The organism is Brachybacterium sp. B718/18, assembly GCF_055454375.1.
In genome coordinates this window covers 34,786-51,771 of sequence record NZ_JBVDDO010000010.1, presented here as the reverse complement: position 1 = coordinate 51,771, position 16,986 = coordinate 34,786, and the positions used below count along the sequence as shown (strand labels likewise).

Genomic DNA, 16,986 nt, shown 5'->3' with positions numbered 1-16,986 from the left:
TCAGCGTCCGATCTCGTCGAGGGCGTCGAGCAGGTGCATCGGGAAGGAGCCGGGACCGGTGGCGCGGGTCGCCGCGAGCTCCCCGGCGAGGTCCATCCACACGGTCGCGGCGCGGGCGGCGACGAGGGCGTCCTCGGCGACGGCGGTGCAGGCCGCGGTGAGGGCACCGAGCAGGCAGCCGGTGCCGGTGACCCGCGCGAGCAGGGCGGAGCCGCGCGCGACCCGCTCCCGTCGGCCGACGCCGACCAGCAGGTCCACCGGCCCGGAGACGGCGACCGCGCCGCCGGTGCGCTCCGCGATCCGTGCCGCGGCCCGCTCGGCGGTCTCCGCGGTGTCGGTCGAGTCGGCGCCGCGACCCCCGGATCCCTCCCCGACCAGGGCGAGGATCTCCGAGGCATTGCCGCGCACCACCGTCGGCCGCTCGGCGAGGAGCCCTCGCGCGAGCGGGGTGCGGACCGGCGCGATCCCGATCGCCGTCGGATCCAGCACCCAGGGTCGGGCGTCCGCGCGCGCGACCCGGACCGTCGCGGGGATCCCGTCCATCGCATCGGTCGAGAGGGTGCCGAGGTTGATGAGCAGGGCTTCGGCGAGGGTGGTGACGACGGGCGCCTCGGCCAGCGTCTCGGTCATCATCGGCCGGGCGCCCGCGGCGAGCAGACCGTCCGCGACCAGGCCCATCGACACGGTCGCCATCAGGCAGTGCACGAGCGGCGCCCGCTCGCGGACCGCCGCGAGCACCGGCCGGACGGACTCCAGCAGCGGGTCGGGAGGAGGGATCGCGCTCATCGCCGACCCCGCTCCGCGACCGTGTCGAGATCGGCGTCGAGGTCGCGCGGGGACAGTCGCGGCCCGAGCAGCGCGCCGAGCACCACGAGCGACCCGCCGAGCACGACCATGCCGATCACCGTCCCGTCCCGGCCGAGCAGCGGCTCGAGCGCCGGCACGTAGAAGGGGTACAGCGCCGGCAGCACGAGCGAGAGGCTGTAGGCGGAGCCGTAGCCCGTCGACCGCACCGCCGCGGGGAACCGCTCGGAGAGGTACGCGGCGATCGGCCCGTAGGCGGAGACCGTCGCGACCTGCAGCAGCGCGGCGAAGAGGGCCGCCGCGGCGAGGGTCGGGGCGTGCACCGCCGCCCACCACAGCACCGGGCCGAGCACGGCGGCGACCGCTCCCCAGACCACCAGCAGCCGGCGTCGGCCGACGAGGCTCGACACATGCCCCGCGGCCGCCATCGCGAGCGCCTGCGCGATCGCGGCGACGCCCATCGCGAGCGGCACCGCCTCCGGGGAGAGGCTCGAGTCGGTCGCGAGCCTCGCCGTGAGCAGCAGCACCGTCGAGTCGGTGAGCAGCCACAGCCCCGTCATCAGCACGAACGCCTGCCAGAAGGCGGGCGCCCAGCCCCCGGCGAGCAGGCTGCGCAGGCCCGGGCGCGGGGCCGACGGGGCAGGGGCGGTGGGCGCGGGGGCCGTGGTCGTGCGGTGCAGGATCGGCGCGTCCACCACGTGCCGCCGGTAGTAGAGCATCATCCCGATCGACAGCGCGGCGCCGAGGACGAACAGCGCCCGCCAGCCCCAGACCGCGTAGTGGTCCGGTCCGAGCGCGGCGAGCAGCAGCGCGACCGCGAAGGCGATCGACGCCTGCGCCCACGGCGCCATCGACAGGATCAGCCCGCTCATCAGCCCCCGCCGGCGCGGCGCGGACCACTCCATGGCCAGCGGGATCGCCGCCGAGTACTCGCCGGCGACGAAGATCCCGCCGAGGAAACGCAGGATCAGCACCAGGGCGACGGTGCCGGGCCCGAGCAGCTCGTGCGTCGGGACGGCGGTGATCGCGAGCGCGCACGCGGCGGTCCCGGCGATCGCGACCTTCGTGGTGCGGGTGCGGCCCAGCCGGTCCGCGATCCGCCCGAACACCACCCCGCCGACGGGCCGGCCCAGCAGCATCGCGACGATGATCAGCGCCCCCGTCGACGCGGTCGCCGACGGTCCAGCGAGCACCAGCATCGCCGGGGCCAGCGCCGTGACCGGCAGGAACACGTGGATGTTGTCGATCCAGTTGCCGACCACGCCCGCACGCAGGGCGGCCCGGCCCTCGGCGGGGAGCGTGGTGGCGGCGGGGATCGTCGCGGCGCTCATCGGCGGGCCTGCTCGAAGAACTCGAGCTCGTGCCGGCACGCGAGGAGGAAGTCCCGCGCCGCCTCCGCCCGCACCTCGGGGCCCGCCGCGGCAAGCTCCCGCTCGACGATGCCGAGGGCTCCGCGCACCCCCTCGACGAAGTCCGGATCGCGGTAGGTCAGCAGCCAGTCCCGGTAGGGATGATCCGCCGGGACCTCCGGCAGTCCCGCGCCCACCTGCGCGTACAGCCAGAAGCAGGGCAGGGCCGCCGCCGCGCCGACCACGTGCGGGGAGCCGAGCGCCCGGGCGAGCAGGAAGTCGGTGTAGGCGCTGGTCACGGGGCCGACGGGGAGCGTCGCCGCCTCCGGCCGGGGGGCGAGCCAGCTGCGGTGCAGCTCCATCTCGGTCTCGACGCAGGTCCGCGAGGAGGCCGACCAGAACGCACGCGCCTCGTCGTCCGGGGCGGCAGCGGCCAGTGCCGCGAGCGCCCGCGAGTACCGCTGCAGGTAGTGGGCGTCCTGCGCGAGGTAGACGCTGAACTGCTCCTCCGGCAGGCTGCCGTCGACGAGGGCGGTGACGAAGCCCGAGTCGTCGATCGCGGCGGCGAGCGGCGCGCCCGCCTCCCAGAGCGCGGCGGTCCAGGGGCCGACGGGGGCGACGGCCGGGGCGGGCCCGTGGGCCGGGGCGGACTCGTGGGCGGGGGCGGGCCCGTGGGCGGGGGCGGGGCCTTCGGCGGGGGCGGGGCCTTCGGCGGGGGCTGGGCGGAGGTCTGCCGGCGTCTCGAGCCGGGTCGGCACCGCGCCCGGGCCGAGCCATGGTGCCGCGGATCCCGCCGCGGCGAGCCGGCGACCCAGATGCCCGTGGTCCACGGGCCCGTTCCCGTCGCCCACCTGCAGCGCTGCGCCGTGCTGGATCGCTTCGTGGAGCCAGCGGCTCGCCCAGGCGAGCGCCGTCCGGGGGTCGTCGCCGGCGCCCAGCCGCGTGGCGAGCGCGGCGGCGAGGGAGCAGCCGGTGCCGTGCGTGCTGGTGGTGTCGACGCGGGTGGTGCGCACCGCGTGGCCCGTGCCGCCGCCGGCGGGGACCCAGGTCGTGGTGATCGCGCGGGTGTCGAGGTGTCCGGTCTTCACGACGACGGCGACATCGGTCGCGGCGGCGAAGCGCTCGGCCTGCGCGAGGGCCTCGGACTCGGTGCGCGCGGGGGCCTCGCCGGTGAGGACGGCGAGCTCGTCGAGGTTCGGGGTGATGACGGTCGCGAGACGGCACAGGCGCTGCATCGCCTGCTCGGCCTCCGCGGCGAGGAGGCGATCACCGCTGGTCGCGACCATGACCGGGTCGATGACGAGCACCCGCGGCGGATGCGCGCGGAGCCAGGCCTCGACGGCGTCGATGATCTCGGCGGTGCCGAGCATGCCGGTCTTGACGGCCTCGAGCTCGACATCGTCGGAGACCGCCTCGAGCTGCGCGGTGAGGACGGCGGCGGGCGGGAGGTGGATGTCTCGCACGCCGTTCGTGTTCTGCGCGACGACGGCGGTGACCGCGGCCATGCCGTAACCGCCCGCGGCGGTGATCGACTTGAGGTCCGCCGCAGTGCCGGCTCCGCCCGTCGGGTCCGTCCCGGCGATCGAGAGGACCCGGGGGAGGGCGGGTGCGGGGCGGGGGCGGGGGTCGGGCTGGGCCGTGCGGGCGTGCTGGGCCGTGCGGGCGTGCTGGGCCGTGCGGGCGGGCGGAAAGAGGGTGCGAGAATCCGAGCTCATGCGGACATCCCTTCGCTAGTACGAACTAGATCAGGTTCCACGGGTGTGATCTCAGCGCCTCGGGCGCACCCCGTGTCCAGCGGCCGAGTGTAGGGGAACGGCGCGGAGCGGCGCGGCGGCGTCTGGCTCAGGTGTCGCGCCGGACCGTCGCTCGGTCCGCTCGCCGCCGCTCGTGCGGCCCACTGACCGGCCGGCTGTCGCTCCTGACCCCCTGTACACCCGGGGTCCGACACACGAAACCCTGTCCGCCGCGATATGGGGAAAAACTCTGTTGATAACCCTGTCCTGGGGAGGAACGATTCGGCCCCAGTGGTGTTCTTCGTCGATCACCAGCCGGGGCGACGAAGTTATCCACAAATGCGAGAGGAGGGCTTTCCGAGGTGGGTGATGATGATTAGGGTGGAGGTGTTCGAGGGGGAGTTCTCGGCGCGGGTCCCGCGCCCTCCCCGACGGGATGCAGAGGGGGTGGACGTGGTGAGCATCGTGCCGATCGACGGCTCCTCGTCGGGTTCCTCCTCCCGCGCCCCGAAGGCTGACGATGGGGCCGCGGTGGCGCCCTCGGCTGCCGGTCCGGCGCCCGTCGATCCTTACCTGCTCGCCTCTCTCCCGCTGCGCTTGCGCGCCGTCTCCGGCCGTACTCCCGGCACTCGCGAGGCCCTCCCAGCTCGCGGTGGCTGCGCAGATGATCCACAGCTCAGCGCGGCATCACAGCGCGTCTGGGATGCGGAGCGGGCTGCCGCCCGAGCTCTCGTCAGCCAGTACCGCGCCCTCGCCGCGCTCCACGAGCTCGAGGGAGAGTACGAGGAGTGCGAGGAGGTGAACGAGGTCGACACCCTGCGCGCCGCCCTCGCCCTCCGCGTGACCCGCGGTGCCGCGGGATGGCGGCTCCGGGACGCGCACCAGGCCGTCCATCTGCTCCCGCGAGCGCTCGCCCGGCTCGACTCCGGGGAGATCTCCGCCGCCTGGTTCGAGCGGATCCTGAAAGGCTCTCGGAGCCTGTCGGACGATTCCCGTCGACAGCTCGACGAGATCCTCTCCGCCTGGTCCGCGGATATCACGTCGGAACGATTCTTCACCCTGCTGAAAGGTCTCATCGAGCTGCTCCGTCAGCGGGAGGATCGCCCCGATCCGGAATCCTGTCTCGAGCGGTCCGTCGAGCTGCTCCCGTCGCCGCAGCCGGGCGTCGGGATCCTGCAGATCACCGGTCCGATCCCCGACATCCTCGCCTGCTTCACGGAGCTCGACGAGACGGCCCGCGCCGTCCAGGCCGCCCAGCGCGCCGCCCTCCGCGAGGGTGCCCCGATCCCGCATGACCCGGAGGGGACGGTCTTCGAGAGCGGGCGCGCCCTGTCGCTCACGCGCCTGCGCTTCGCTCTGCTCACCTCCGCACAGCTGGACCCCGACGGTGCCGACGTGCCTGCCCCGCGCTTCCGCCTCAACATCACGATCCCGGCGCTCACACTCCTCGGCGCGTCGGACGAGCCGGGCATGCTCGAGGGCACGACCCCGTTGCCGCCGTCGATGGCCCGCAGCCTCGCCGGCGCGGCGGACGTCTGGTACCGCGTGTTGACCGATCCCTGCAGCGGGGCCTTCCTGCCCCTGCCCGCCGAGCGGTACACGCCCAGCCCGGCGATGCTCGAGCACCTGCGCCTGCGCAGCGCCCAGTGCGCTGTGCCGGGCTGCACCCGCCCCAGCTCGTGGGCGTCCGAGTGCGACCACCTCGAGGAGTGCCGCCGCGGCACCCCCGGCGCGGGCGGGCCCACCGACCTCGAGAACCTGCACCTCCTGTGCTGGCAGCACCACCTCGACAAGACCACCGGACTCCTCGATCCCGTCCGGATCCCCACCGGCCCCACCGAACCGGGCCGCACCCGCTGGCGGATCGGCGGCGCCGGGGACGCGGTGACCGTGATCGACGACCTGGACGCGGCGAGCCTGCGCATGGTCGAGGCGCTCACCGCCGCCTGGTCCAGCTTCCTCCGCGGCACCTACGCCGGGGAGCCGGCGCCGGATCCCGGGGGAGGGGAGGGCGAGACACCCGCCGACTGGGACATCGCCGAGCTGCTCGACCCGCGCCCGTCGGCCGACCCTTCGCCCTGCCCCCCGCTCGAGCCCCCGCCCTACCCGCCGCTCGAGCCCCCGCTCGGGGGATGGGGCGACGCCGGGCCGCCGCCCTTCTGATCGCGCGACCCCGCGCGAGCCCAGCCTCGCTCGTCGCACCTCGCCCCTAGGCTCGGAGACATGAAGATCCTGCACACCTCGGACTGGCACCTGGGCCGCACCCTGCACAAGGTCGACCTGCACGAGCACCAGGCCGTCTTCCTCGACTGGCTCGTCGAGCTGGTCGAGGCCGAAGAGGTCGACGTGGTCGTCGTCCCCGGCGACGTCTATGACCGGGCGGTGCCCGCGGTGAGCAGCGTGACCCTCCTGGACCGGGCCCTCGCCCGCCTCGCCGCGACGGGCGCGACCGTGATCCTCACCAGCGGTAACCACGACTCGCCCGAGCGGCTCGGCTTCGGTCGCTCGCTCATGCGCGGCGGCATCCACCTCCTCACCGACCTCCCCGGCCTCGAGCACCCCGTGAGTGTCGAGGACGAGCACGGCGAGGTCCTCGTCTTCGGTCTGCCCTATCTCGAGCCGGACCGCGCCCGCGCCGAGCTCGGCGGCCCCGGCGGCGAGCCCCTCGCGCGCAGCCACGAGGCCGTCACCCGCGCCGCGCTCGACCGCGTCCGCGAGCGTGCCGCGACCCGCCCCTGCGCCCGCACCGTCGTCCTCGCCCACACCTTCGTCACCGGCGGCGAGGGCTCCGACTCCGAGCGAGACCTCTCCGTCGGCGGCGTCGATTCCGTGCCCGCAGGGGTCCTGGCCGGGCTCGACTACCTCGCGCTCGGCCACCTCCACGGCTGCCAGGACCTCACCGCCCTCGTCGGCGCGCCCGCCTGGTACTCCGGCTCCCCGCTCGCCTTCTCCTTCTCCGAGCGGAGCCACCGCAAGTCCGTGCTGCTCGTCGAGCTCGGCGCCCCCGGCACCACCGCCCGGGTGCGCCGGGTCGAGACCCCCGTCCCGCGCCGACTCACCGAACTGCGCGGCACCCTCGAGGAGATCCTCGCCCACCGCACCGAGCACGCCGGCGACTGGCTCAAGGCTGTCGTCACCGACCCCGCCCGTCCCGCCCACCTGCAGGAGCAGCTGCGCGAGGCCTTCCCGCACCTGCTGCTCACCGAGTACGCCCCCGAGGGTCGCGCCGCCCGCGAGGGCACCCCGGTGGTGCGCCGTGAGCAGAACCCTCTCGAGGTGATGGACGAGTTCCTCGCCCATGTCACGGGCGGCGACCCCACCGAGGCCGAGCACGCCGTGCTCGAGCGCGCCTACGCCGCCGTCCGCCGTGAGCAGGAGGCCTCGTGAAGCTCCACCACCTGCGCCTGACCGGCATCGGCCCCTTCGCGGGGACCGTCGAGATCGACTTCGCAGCCCTCGGCGCGAGCGGCACCTTCCTCCTCGAGGGCCCCACCGGCTCCGGCAAGTCCACCATCCTCGACGCGATCGTCTACGCGCTCTACGGGCAGGTCGCCGGCAGCGCCACGAGCGCCGACCGGATCCGCTCCCAGTTCGCCGCGCCCACCGCACCGAGCGTCGTCGACCTCGTCTTCGAGACCAGCTCCGGCCTGCACCGCGTGCGCCGCCAGCCCGAGTTCCAGCGTCCCAAGCTGCGCGGCAGCGGCACCACGAAGGAGCAGCCCAAGGCCGTCCTGTGGCGGATCGGCTCCCCGCAGGCGCTGCCCGCGGCGATCGCCGACGCCGCGGGCTCCGGGTCGGGCTCCGAGGTGATCGCGAGCCGCCTCGATGAGGTGGGCCGTGAGGTGCAGCGCGCCGTCGGCCTCACCCGCGAGCAGTTCACGCAGACCGTCCTGCTCCCGCAGAACGAGTTCGCGCGCTTCCTCCGCGCCGGCACCGGGGACCGCCAGCAGGTCCTCCAGCGCGTGTTCGGCACCGAGACCTACGCGGCCGTCGAGAAGCAGCTCGAGGGCATGCGCCAGCAGGCCAAGCGCCAGGTCGAGGCCGCCCAGCAGACCCTCTCCACCGCCGTCGCCCGCTTCACCGAGGCAGCGGCCCTCGAGGACGAGGAGAGCACCGCCCTCGTCGAGCACGCCGCGGCGCTGCGGCTCGACCCAATCGCCGAGTCGGCCGACGCGCAGCTCGCGTCCGTCGACGCCCGCGCGGAGTCCGCCCGCACCGCGGCCGATGCCGCCACCACCGCCGAGCAGACCGCGCGCATCGCGGCCGACGAGGCCGGCACCGTCCGCACCCGCCTCGAACGCCGCCACCGGCTCGACCAGCTCGCCGTCCGCCTCGAGCAGGAGTCTCCCCAGGTCGAACGGGCCCGCACCGCGCTCGCGGCCGACGAGACCGCCCGCCCCGTGGTCGACCTGCTGCGTCGCCGCGACACCGCCTCCGCGGCCGCCTCCCGCGCGATCGAAGCCCTCGCCGAGCTGGTCACGCGCACCCGCCCGGACCACCCCGACCTCGTCGACCTCCCCGCCGAGCAGCTCGCCGACGCCGCCTCGGAGGCGACCGCGACCGCCGGTGCCCTGACGGATCTCGTCGACCTCGAGACCGCCCTGCCCGCGCGGGAGGAGCGGCTGGTCGCGCGGCGTGAGAGCCTCGCCGGCCGGGTGGAGCACCTCGCCTCGCTCACCGCCGCGCTGGAGGAGCGCCCCGCGGCCCGCGCCGCGCTCGTCGACGACCGTGACCGGGCCCGCACCGCCGCCGCGGGACGGGCCGAGGCGCAGCTCGCCCTCGCCGCCGCCCAGGACGCGCACCGTGCCGCCATCGCCGCGGCCGCGCAGATCACGGCCGTCGAGAAGGCCCGGTCCGCCGCGGGGGCGGCCCTGCGTGCCGCCCAGGAGTGTGCCGCGGAGGAGGCGTCCCTGCGCAGCCGCCGCTTCGCCGGGATCGCCGCCGAGCTCGCCGCGGACCTCGAGACGGGGACCGCCTGCCCCGTCTGCGGCTCCACCGCACACCCCCGCCCCGCGGACCCCTCCGAGGACGCCGTCAGCCCCGAGCAGGTCGACGCCGCCGAGGCCGCCCGCCGCACCGCCGAGCAAGCCCAGGCAGCCTCCGCCCAAGCCCTCGCCCTCGCCGAGCGCGAGCTCGAGACCCTGCGCGAGGCGGCCGGCGCGCACACCCCCGACAGTGCCCGCGCCGAGGTGGAGACCCGTCAGGCCGTCGCCACCGCCGCCACCACGGCGGCGACCCGCGCCGAGCAGATCGAGGCCCGGCTCACCGCCTTCGACGCCGAGACCGAGACGTCCGCCGCCGCCCGTCAGCGGGAGGCCCTCGAGGTCGAGCGGGAGGACGCCGCGATCCGCGAGGTCGCCCAGGTGCTCGCGGCCGACCGCGACCGTCTCGCGGCCGCGCGGGGGGACGACGACTCGATCGCCGCCCGCCGCCGCGCCCACACCGCCCGTGCCCGCGCCGCGACCGCCCTGCTCGACGCGCTGCGCACCCGCACCACCGCCGAGGAGCAGGCCGACGAACTCGCCGCCGAGACCGACAGCGCCCTCGCCACCAGCGGTCTCGTCACCGCCGAGGCCGCCCGCGCCGCCGTGCTCCCCGCCGCGGAGCGCACCGCCCGGCAGAAGCAGCTCGAGACGCGCGCGGTCGAGGAGTCCCGACTCGCCGACGGCCTCGCCGAGGACGGCATCGCGGAGACCGCCTCCACCGAGGAGTCCCGTGCGCAGGCCGAGGCCGCGCTCCTCGCCGCGGGGGAGCGGCTCACCGCCGCCCGTGCCGCCTCCCGCGAGGCCGCCGGGGAGGCCGCCCGGCTCCGCGGCATCGCCCAGCGCACCGCCGAGGCCCGCGGCGCGCTCGCCGCCGCCTCTGCCCAGGTCCGCACCGTCAGCGAGGACGCCGGTGTGGTGGTGCGCGTCGCCGACCTCGCGACCGGCCGCTCCGCCGACGGCGACCGCGTGCAGCTCTCCACCTACGTGCTGATGTGGCGGCTCGACGCCGTGATCGACGCCGCGAACGCCCGCCTCGCCCTCTTCTCCGGCTCCGAGCTCGAGCTGCAGCGCGACACCGGTGCCCGCGGCGCGAAGAAGACCGGCCTCGACCTGCTGGTCCTCGACCGCCGCACCGATCAGGTGCGCGTCCCCGAGACCCTCTCCGGCGGCGAGACCTTCTTCGTCTCCCTCGCCCTCGCGCTCGGGCTCGCCGACATCGTCATGGGCGAGGCCGGCGGCGTGCAGATGGAGACCCTCTTCATCGACGAGGGCTTCGGATCCCTCGACCCCGAGACCCTCGAGACCGTCGTCCGCGAGATCGGGCGCCTCGCCGAGGCGGGGCGCACCGTCGGCATCGTCAGCCACGTCGGCGACATGAAAGCCCAGATCGCCGAGCAGATCCACGTGCGCCGCGGCGCCGACGACCGCTCGACGGTGACGATCACCGCCTGAGGGTCACAGCACGGAATCGGTCGGCCGGGTGTCTTCGTCCCCATGCACGAACAGCGGCACTCGCAGCCGCCGCGCGAGCGGGGCGAGGAGGACCCCCACGAAAGCGCCGAGCCAGTTCGCGAGCAGGTCCTCGATGTCCGCGATCCGCACCCCGCACGGGTAGATCCCGAACGCCCCGGTGAACTGGGTGACCTCGATCAGCGCCGAGAGCATCAGCCCGATCGCCACCGACGCCGTCGCATCCAGCCGGAACACGCCGCGCAGGATCATCCCCAGCGGCACGAACAGGGCCGTGTTCAGCGCGACCTGCACCACCGGGAAGCTCGTCGCGACCGCCCACCAGCTCCCGCCCGCACGGCGCAGCTCGAGGACCTCCCGCAGCGTGTGGAAGGGATCCGCCCGCAGCGCGCCGCCGGTGCGGGAGCGGCAGGTCAGCGCCACGTCGTAGGCCGGGGCGATCGTGAGCCCCGCGAGCGTCATGGTGTACACGCAGATCACGGCGATCGCCAGGAGCCGGTCCGGCCGGATCCGCCCGAAACGGCGCCGCTGCAACCAGCAAGCCGGCAGCAGGGCCACGGCGAAGACGCCGAGCCCGCCCACCACGCCCACCAGGGCCAGGCTCAGCAGCTCGCTCACGGGCCGCACGGTACACAGCCCACCCGGAATACCCTCGGGAGCATGAACGCCACCTCCGCCGCCACCCCCGCCACCCCCGCCGCTGGATCCCGCATCATCGGCACCGGCCACCACCGTCCCGACCGCATCATGACCAACGCGGACCTCGAGCAGCTGGTCGAGACCAGCGACGAGTGGATCCGCCAGCGCACCGGCATCCAGGAGCGCCGGATCGCGGCCGACGGCGTCGACGTCGGCGACCTCGCCACGCTCGCCGGGCGGTCCGCGCTCGCCGACGCCGGCGTCGATCCGGCCGAGGTCACCCAGGTCATCGTCGCCACCTGCTCCAACTACGAGCGCTCGCCGAGCGCCGCCGGCCGCGTCGCCCAGCAGCTCCGCCTGGCCGCCCCCGCGGCCTTCGACGTCGGCGCCGCCTGCTCCGGCTTCGAGCACGCCCTCGCCGTCGCCGACATGTCGATCCGCACCGGGGCGAGCACCACCAGCCTCGTGATCGGCGCCGAGAAGCTCTCCGCCGTCACCGACTACACCGACCGCACCACGTGCATCCTCACGGCCGACGGGGCGGGCGCCATGGTGCTGCGCGCCGCCGACGAGCCGGGAATCTCCCCGGTCGTGTGGGGCACCGTCCCCGAGCTCGCCGACGCCGTCACCATCAACGGCGAGGGCCCCGCCTTCGCGCAGCAGGGCCGCCAGGTGCTCGGCTGGGCGCTGCGCGAGGCACCGAAGATCTCGCAGCGGATCGTCGAGGCCTCCGGGCTCACCATGGCGGACATCGACGTCTTCGTCCCTCACCAGGCGAACCTGCGCATGATCGAGCCGCTCGCCGCCGCGCTCGGGCTGCGCGAGGACGCGATCGTCGCCGACGACATCATCACCTCCGGCAACACTTCCGCCGCCACGATCCCGCTGGCGATCTCGCGGATGCGCGAGGCCGGGCGGATCCCCTCCGGTGCGACGGCGCTGCTGGTCGGCTTCGGCGGCGGCTTCTCCTGGGCCGGCCAGGTGGTGCGCCTGCCCTGAGCGAGCGAGAGGACCCGCCGTGGAGCCCTGCGTATCGTGGGGCCCATGGCGCAGATCATCGTGTACGGGCATCGTGGATCGATCGAGCGCCGCCGGGCGGCCCTGTCCGAGGCCATACACGGTGCCGTCATGTCGGCCCTCGACTACCCGCCCGAGAAGAGATTCCAGCGGTTCATCGCGCTCTCGGACGAGGACTTCGTTCACCCGCCGGACCGAGGCGATGACTACACGATCATCGAGATCTCGATGTTCGAGGGACGCTCCGAGGCCGCCAAGCGCGCCCTGATACAGGAGCTCTTCGAGCGGATAGCGCGCGAGGCGGCTACCGCTCCGCACGCCGTCGAAGTGACGATCCACGAGACCCCGCGCGTGAACTGGGGGATCCGGGGGCGCAACGCCGAGGACATGTCGCTCGGCTACCGGGTCGACGTCTGAACGCAGACGCTCTGTGCACGGCCGACTGCCTGCCGAACACGACGGCCGCCCGATAGGATGGACGAGGCCCCGGTGGCGGGGTCGCCACCCCTGAACCACTGCTGCCGACGACACCGCCCCGCCGTCCCCGTGAACGATCACGCGGACGGCCGGTCCGCACGCGGCCACCCCCAGCTCCCCGGAGGACATCCCATGGTCGACTCCCTGACCGTCCAGATCATCGTGACCGTCCTCGTGGGCCTCGCCTACGTGGTGGGCCTCGCGGGGATCATCGTGCCCGTCCTGCCGGGCACCATCACCCTCGTCATCGCGACGCTGATCTGGGCGATCGTCGTCGGCGGGGCGCCCGGCTGGGTCGCCTTCGGGATCGTCCTCGTGCTCGGCGCGGCCGGGATGGTCACCAGCTACGTCCTCACCGGGAAGAAGCTCCACGCGGCCGAGGTGCCGATGTGGCCGATCTACGTCGGCATCGCGGCGGGCGTGGTCGGCATCTTCGTGATCCCCGTCGTCGGCCTGCCCGTCGGCTTCCTGGTGGGCCTGTACATCGCCGAGTCGCTGCGCCTGAAGGACTGGTCGCAGGGCCTCAGCTCCGCCTGGGTCGCGATCAAGGCCCTCGGCACCGGGATCCTCATCGAATTCGGCCTCGCCATGCTCTCCACCATCGTCTTCGCGCTCGCCGTCGTCTGGCACTTCGTCACCGCATGACCCCCGCCGACCCGACCCCGACCCGCCGCCCGTCCGTCCTCCTCCCCGGCCTCGCGCGCCTGCTCAAGGGCTCCTGGGAGCAGAAGGGCTGGTTCTCCCTCGCCGTCCTCGGCGCGATCGCCTTCGCCCTGCTGCAGATCGCGACCAGCTCGATCATCGGTCGCGTCACCGAGGACGTGGTGGTGCCGAGCTTCGCGACGGGCGAGCCGCAGCTCGGCCTCGTCGTCGCCGGCGGCCTCGCGATCCTCGGCATCGCCGTGGCCCGCGCCGTGACCGTCATGGCCCGCCGCATCTTCGCCGCCGCCACCCAGTTCGACCTCTTCCGCCTCTACCGCGAGCGGCTCACCGCCGTCTACGCGCGCGTGCCGCTGCTGTGGCACCGCCGCCAGTCAACCGGCACCCTGCTCAGCTCCGTCTACTCCGATGTCGAAGCGACCTTCTTCGCCATGGCGCCCTTCCCCTTCGCGCTGGCCACCGTCGTGCTGCTCGTCTACGCGACGATCGTGGTCGCCGCCATCGACCCGGTGATCCTGCTGGTCATGGTCGCGCTGATCCTCGCGCTGATCGTGCTGAACGTGGCCCTGCAGCACTATGCGACCCCGCTCGCCATGCGCTCCCAGCAGCTGCGCGCCGAGGTGGCCGAGATCGCCCACGAGTCCTTCGACGGCGCGAACGTCGTGAAGTCGCTCGGCCGCGAGGACGTCGAGGAGCAGCGCTTCACCCGCTCCGCGCACCGGCTGCGGGACACCGGCATCCGCTTCGGCTATGTGCGCGGCTGGTTCGACCCCGCGATCGACGCCCTCCCCAACCTCGGCATCCTCGCGATCGCCGTCCTCGGCGCGTGGCGGATCGGCGACGGGCACCTCACCACCGGCCAGCTCGTCGAGGTGTCCTACCTGTTCACGCTGATGTCGCTGCCCATCCGCTCCTTCGGCTGGGTGCTCGGCGACCTCTCCCGCACCGTGGTCGGCGGCGGCCGCGTGCAGCAGATCCTCGACGTCGCCGAGCGCCGCGAGTACGGCCCTGACGCCCTGCCCGCGGGCCCCGGTCGCTTCACCTTCAAGGACGTCTCCTTCGCCTACCACGACGACCCCGCCCAGGTGATCCTCGGCCGCGGCGGCGCGGAACGGCCCGCCGCCGCCCGCACCTCGGAGGCCCTGCACGACGTGACCCTCACCGCGGACCCCGTCGCCGGCACCCGCGTGCTCGCCGTCGTCGGCGCGACCGGCTCCGGGAAGTCGACCCTCGCCCTGCTCGCCGCGGGTCTGGTCCCGCCCACCTCCGGCGAGATCCGCCTCGACGGCGCCGAGCTGCGCTCCCTCTCCGCGGAGGCCCTCACGGCCGACGTCGCGCTCGTGCTCCAGCAGGCCTTCGTCTTCGACGACACGGTGCGCGGGAACGTCACCCTCGGCGAGGACATCGACGAGGAGACCGTGCGCTGGGCGCTGCGCGTCGCCCAGGCCGAGGACTTCGTCGACGCCCTGCCCGAGGGCCTCGACACCGAGCTGGGGGAGCGGGGCGGGTCCCTCTCCGGCGGCCAGCGCCAGCGCATCGCCCTCGCCCGGGCCCTCGCCCGTCGGCCGCGCCTGCTGATCCTCGACGACGCCACCAGCGCCTGCGACCCGAGCGTCGAGCTCGCGATCCTCGACGGGATCCGCCGCGAGATGACCGAGTCCACGCTGCTGCTGATCGCCTACCGCAAGTCGACCATCTCCCTCGCCGACCAGGTCGTCTTCCTCGACCACGGCCGGGTCGCCGCGACCGGCACGCACGAGGAGCTGCGCGCGGGGAGCGCCGGCTACCGCGCCCTCGTCGACGCCTACGACGAGGCCGCCATCTCCCACAGCCTGCTCGAGGCCTCCGGACCACCCCCGTCGGACGGCCCCGACCCGGCACTCGCGGTGCCCGCCGCCCGGCGCCGCACCCAGGAGCACGCTGAGGAGCGGCACCGCCACGACGACCACGAGGAGGACGACCGATGAGCACCGCCCCCGCCTCCTCCCGTCTCGGCGGCGAGACCCAGGCCGACGAGGGCGCGCTGACCACGATCCGCCGCGGCCTCGCCCTCACCCCCGAGCTGCTGCGCGGGCTGTGGATCACCCTGCTGCTCGCCGTCATCGCGACCGCCGGCAAGGTGGTCGTGCCGATCGCGGTGCAGTCCATCCTCGACCGCGGCATCATCGCGCCGGAGCGGCCCGACCTGCCCTTCGTCGCCTCCGCCGCGGGCCTCGCCGCCCTCGTCCTGCTGGTCACCGCGAGCTGCAACATGCTCATGAACCGGCGCCTGTTCCGCCTCGCCGAGACCTCGCTCGCGACCCTGCGCACCCGCGCCTTCCGCCACATCCACGACCTCTCCCTGCTCACCCAGGGCACCGAGCAGCGCGGCGCCCTCGTCTCGCGCGTGACCAGCGACGTCGACACCGTCAGCCAGTTCATGAGCTTCGGCGGGATCATGCTCGTGGTGATGAGCTTCCAGCTGCTGCTGGCCACCGGGGTGATGGTCGCGTACTCGTGGCCGCTCGCGCTCGCCGTGTGGATCTGCTACCTGCCGATCCTGCTGATCATGGGCGCCCTGCAGAAGCGGATCCGGGCCCGCTACCAGGAGGTCCGTACGCGGGTCGGCGGCATGCTCGGCGCCGTCTCCGAGTCCCTCGTGGGCGCCGCGACCGTGCGCGCCTACGGCACGGAGGAACGCACCCGCCGCGCCCAGCAGGAGCGGATCGGCAGCGTGCGCGACGCCCAGTTCTCGGTGCTGCGACCGCAGTCCGCCTCGTTCTTCCTCTCGGAGACGGCCGACGGGCTCGCGACCGCCGTCGTGGTCGTCGTCGGCATCCTCCTCGGCACCGGGGCGCTCGGCCTCGACCTGCCCGGCGCCGACCTCACCGCGGGCGGCGTCATCGCCTTCGTGTTCCTCGTGTCGCTGTTCAGCCAGCCCGTCCGCATGGGCATCGAGATGCTCTCCGAAGCGCAGAACGCGGTGGCCGGCTGGCGGCGCGTGCTCGGCGTGCTCGACACCCCGGCCGACGTCGCCGACCCCGCAGGCTCCATGGACCCGCACACCGGGCGCCGCTCCGCGCCCGTCCCCGGCGCGACGCCGCTGCCCGACGGGCCGCTCGACATCTCCGTGCGCGCGCTCCGCTACCGCTACCCGACCGGTCCCGAGGTGATCCACGGCGTCGACGTCGACATCCCCGCCCGTTCCCGCATCGCGATCGTGGGCGAGACCGGCTCCGGCAAGACCACCTTCGCCAAGCTGCTCACCCGCATGATGGACCCCGCCTCCGGGACGATCGAGGTGGGCGGGGTGCCGCTGAACTCGGTGCCCTACGCCTCCCTGCGCACGCGGGTGATCATGGTGCCGCAGGAGGGCTTCCTCTTCGACACCACCGTCGGCGGGAACCTGCGCTACGGCCGGCCGGAGGCGACGGAGGAGGAGATGCTCGCGGCCCTCGCCGAGCTGGGGCTCGACGCCTGGGCGGCCGAGCTGCCCGACGGCCTCGACACCCCCGTCGGCCAGCGCGGCGAGTCGCTCAGCGCCGGGGAGCGGCAGCTCGTGGCGCTCGCCCGCGCCTATCTCGCCGACCCCGACGTCATCGTCCTCGACGAGGCGACCAGCGCCGTCGACCCCGCGGCCGACGTCCGCCTCGCGCAGGCCATCGACGGCCTCGCCCGCGGCCGCACCACGATCACCATCGCGCACCGCCTCTCCACCGCCGAGCGGGCCGACCGGATCATGGTCCTGGACGGCGGGCACCTCGTCGAGCACGGCACCCACGCCGAGCTCGTCGCACTCCCCGGCGGGATCTACGCGGGACTGCACCGCTCCTGGGTCGCGCACCGGGAAGCGCGGTGAGCCCGGGGCGGGAG

Annotated in this window: 12 protein-coding genes and 1 riboswitch; of the genes, 8 read left to right on the top strand and 4 right to left on the bottom strand. The window is 74.5% G+C overall.

Going from position 1 to position 16,986, the window contains the following annotated elements:
• The 3 genes from thiM to ACZCAH_RS13455 form a co-directional block, all read right to left on the bottom strand.
• Nucleotides 1-786 carry a hydroxyethylthiazole kinase gene (gene thiM, locus ACZCAH_RS13465; protein ID WP_464341561.1) on the bottom strand — a complete coding sequence of 262 codons (786 nt, stop codon included), beginning with the start codon at nucleotides 784-786 and terminating at the stop codon, nucleotides 1-3.
• A complete protein-coding gene (locus tag ACZCAH_RS13460) occupies nucleotides 783-2,135 on the bottom strand; it encodes an MFS transporter (RefSeq protein WP_464341560.1) in 1,353 nt (450 codons plus the stop codon). The genes thiM and ACZCAH_RS13460 overlap by 4 nt, the downstream gene beginning before the upstream one ends.
• Complete coding sequence (locus tag ACZCAH_RS13455) at nucleotides 2,132-3,868, bottom strand: bifunctional hydroxymethylpyrimidine kinase/phosphomethylpyrimidine kinase (RefSeq protein WP_464341559.1); 1,737 nt, start codon at nucleotides 3,866-3,868, stop codon at nucleotides 2,132-2,134. Before ACZCAH_RS13455 ends, ACZCAH_RS13460 begins: the two co-directional genes overlap by 4 nt.
• Nucleotides 3,859-3,951: riboswitch (TPP riboswitch) on the bottom strand. Its footprint overlaps the gene before it by 10 nt.
• A gap of 304 nt (nucleotides 3,952-4,255) precedes the next feature.
• Between ACZCAH_RS13455 and ACZCAH_RS13450 the strand changes: the two genes are divergently transcribed.
• From ACZCAH_RS13450 to ACZCAH_RS13440, 3 genes are read left to right on the top strand one after another with little or no spacing between them, the layout of a single operon-like run.
• The gene (locus ACZCAH_RS13450) at nucleotides 4,256-6,049 is read left to right on the top strand and encodes an HNH endonuclease signature motif containing protein (RefSeq protein WP_464341558.1); all 1,794 of its coding nucleotides are present in this window, start codon (nucleotides 4,256-4,258) and stop codon (nucleotides 6,047-6,049) included.
• Nucleotides 6,050-6,109: 60 nt separating this feature from the next.
• Nucleotides 6,110-7,273, top strand: a complete 1,164-nt coding sequence (locus ACZCAH_RS13445; protein WP_464341557.1) for an exonuclease SbcCD subunit D — start codon at nucleotides 6,110-6,112, stop codon at nucleotides 7,271-7,273.
• Entirely contained in the window at nucleotides 7,270-10,323 is a 3,054-nt protein-coding gene (locus tag ACZCAH_RS13440; RefSeq protein ID WP_464341556.1) for an AAA family ATPase, read from the top strand. Before ACZCAH_RS13445 ends, ACZCAH_RS13440 begins: the two co-directional genes overlap by 4 nt.
• A gap of 3 nt (nucleotides 10,324-10,326) precedes the next feature.
• Here the strand turns inward: ACZCAH_RS13440 and ACZCAH_RS13435 are convergent, their stop codons facing one another.
• Nucleotides 10,327-10,959 (bottom strand): VanZ family protein, encoded by a 633-nt coding sequence (locus tag ACZCAH_RS13435; RefSeq protein ID WP_464341555.1) that lies wholly within the window; start codon nucleotides 10,957-10,959, stop codon nucleotides 10,327-10,329.
• A 42-nt stretch (nucleotides 10,960-11,001) separates the two neighbouring features.
• On the opposite strand from ACZCAH_RS13435, the gene ACZCAH_RS13430 reads away from it, so the two are divergent.
• The 5 genes from ACZCAH_RS13430 to ACZCAH_RS13410 all read left to right on the top strand — a co-directional run bounded on the left by ACZCAH_RS13430 (nucleotide 11,002) and on the right by ACZCAH_RS13410 (nucleotide 16,972).
• On the top strand, nucleotides 11,002-11,979 hold the full coding sequence (locus ACZCAH_RS13430; RefSeq protein WP_464341554.1) for a beta-ketoacyl-ACP synthase III: 978 nt from the start codon (nucleotides 11,002-11,004) through the stop codon (nucleotides 11,977-11,979).
• Between the two features lie 45 nt (nucleotides 11,980-12,024).
• The gene (locus tag ACZCAH_RS13425) at nucleotides 12,025-12,414 is read left to right on the top strand and encodes a tautomerase family protein (RefSeq protein WP_464341553.1); all 390 of its coding nucleotides are present in this window, start codon (nucleotides 12,025-12,027) and stop codon (nucleotides 12,412-12,414) included.
• Between the two features lie 192 nt (nucleotides 12,415-12,606).
• On the top strand, nucleotides 12,607-13,119 hold the full coding sequence (locus ACZCAH_RS13420; protein WP_464341552.1) for a DUF456 domain-containing protein: 513 nt from the start codon (nucleotides 12,607-12,609) through the stop codon (nucleotides 13,117-13,119).
• On the top strand, nucleotides 13,116-15,101 hold the full coding sequence (locus tag ACZCAH_RS13415; protein ID WP_464341551.1) for an ABC transporter ATP-binding protein: 1,986 nt from the start codon (nucleotides 13,116-13,118) through the stop codon (nucleotides 15,099-15,101). Before ACZCAH_RS13420 ends, ACZCAH_RS13415 begins: the two co-directional genes overlap by 4 nt.
• On the top strand, nucleotides 15,098-16,972 hold the full coding sequence (locus ACZCAH_RS13410; protein WP_464341550.1) for an ABC transporter ATP-binding protein: 1,875 nt from the start codon (nucleotides 15,098-15,100) through the stop codon (nucleotides 16,970-16,972). The genes ACZCAH_RS13415 and ACZCAH_RS13410 overlap by 4 nt, the downstream gene beginning before the upstream one ends.
• Nucleotides 16,973-16,986: the final 14 nt, after the last annotated feature.

What these genes read in the sequence shown, in the direction of transcription:
- ACZCAH_RS13455 (WP_464341559.1), bottom strand. Translation starts at nt 3,868, where the DNA reads ATGAGCTCGGATTCTCGCACCCTCTTTCCGCCCGCCCGCACGGCCCAG.
- ACZCAH_RS13450 (WP_464341558.1), top strand. Translation starts at nt 4,256, where the DNA reads ATGATGATTAGGGTGGAGGTGTTCGAGGGGGAGTTCTCGGCGCGGGTC.
- ACZCAH_RS13410 (WP_464341550.1), top strand. Translation starts at nt 15,098, where the DNA reads ATGAGCACCGCCCCCGCCTCCTCCCGTCTCGGCGGCGAGACCCAGGCC.
- ACZCAH_RS13420 (WP_464341552.1), top strand. Translation starts at nt 12,607, where the DNA reads ATGGTCGACTCCCTGACCGTCCAGATCATCGTGACCGTCCTCGTGGGC.
- ACZCAH_RS13460 (WP_464341560.1), bottom strand. Translation starts at nt 2,135, where the DNA reads ATGAGCGCCGCGACGATCCCCGCCGCCACCACGCTCCCCGCCGAGGGC.
- ACZCAH_RS13425 (WP_464341553.1), top strand. Translation starts at nt 12,025, where the DNA reads ATGGCGCAGATCATCGTGTACGGGCATCGTGGATCGATCGAGCGCCGC.
- ACZCAH_RS13415 (WP_464341551.1), top strand. Translation starts at nt 13,116, where the DNA reads ATGACCCCCGCCGACCCGACCCCGACCCGCCGCCCGTCCGTCCTCCTC.
- ACZCAH_RS13430 (WP_464341554.1), top strand. Translation starts at nt 11,002, where the DNA reads ATGAACGCCACCTCCGCCGCCACCCCCGCCACCCCCGCCGCTGGATCC.
- thiM (WP_464341561.1), bottom strand. Translation starts at nt 786, where the DNA reads ATGAGCGCGATCCCTCCTCCCGACCCGCTGCTGGAGTCCGTCCGGCCG.
- ACZCAH_RS13445 (WP_464341557.1), top strand. Translation starts at nt 6,110, where the DNA reads ATGAAGATCCTGCACACCTCGGACTGGCACCTGGGCCGCACCCTGCAC.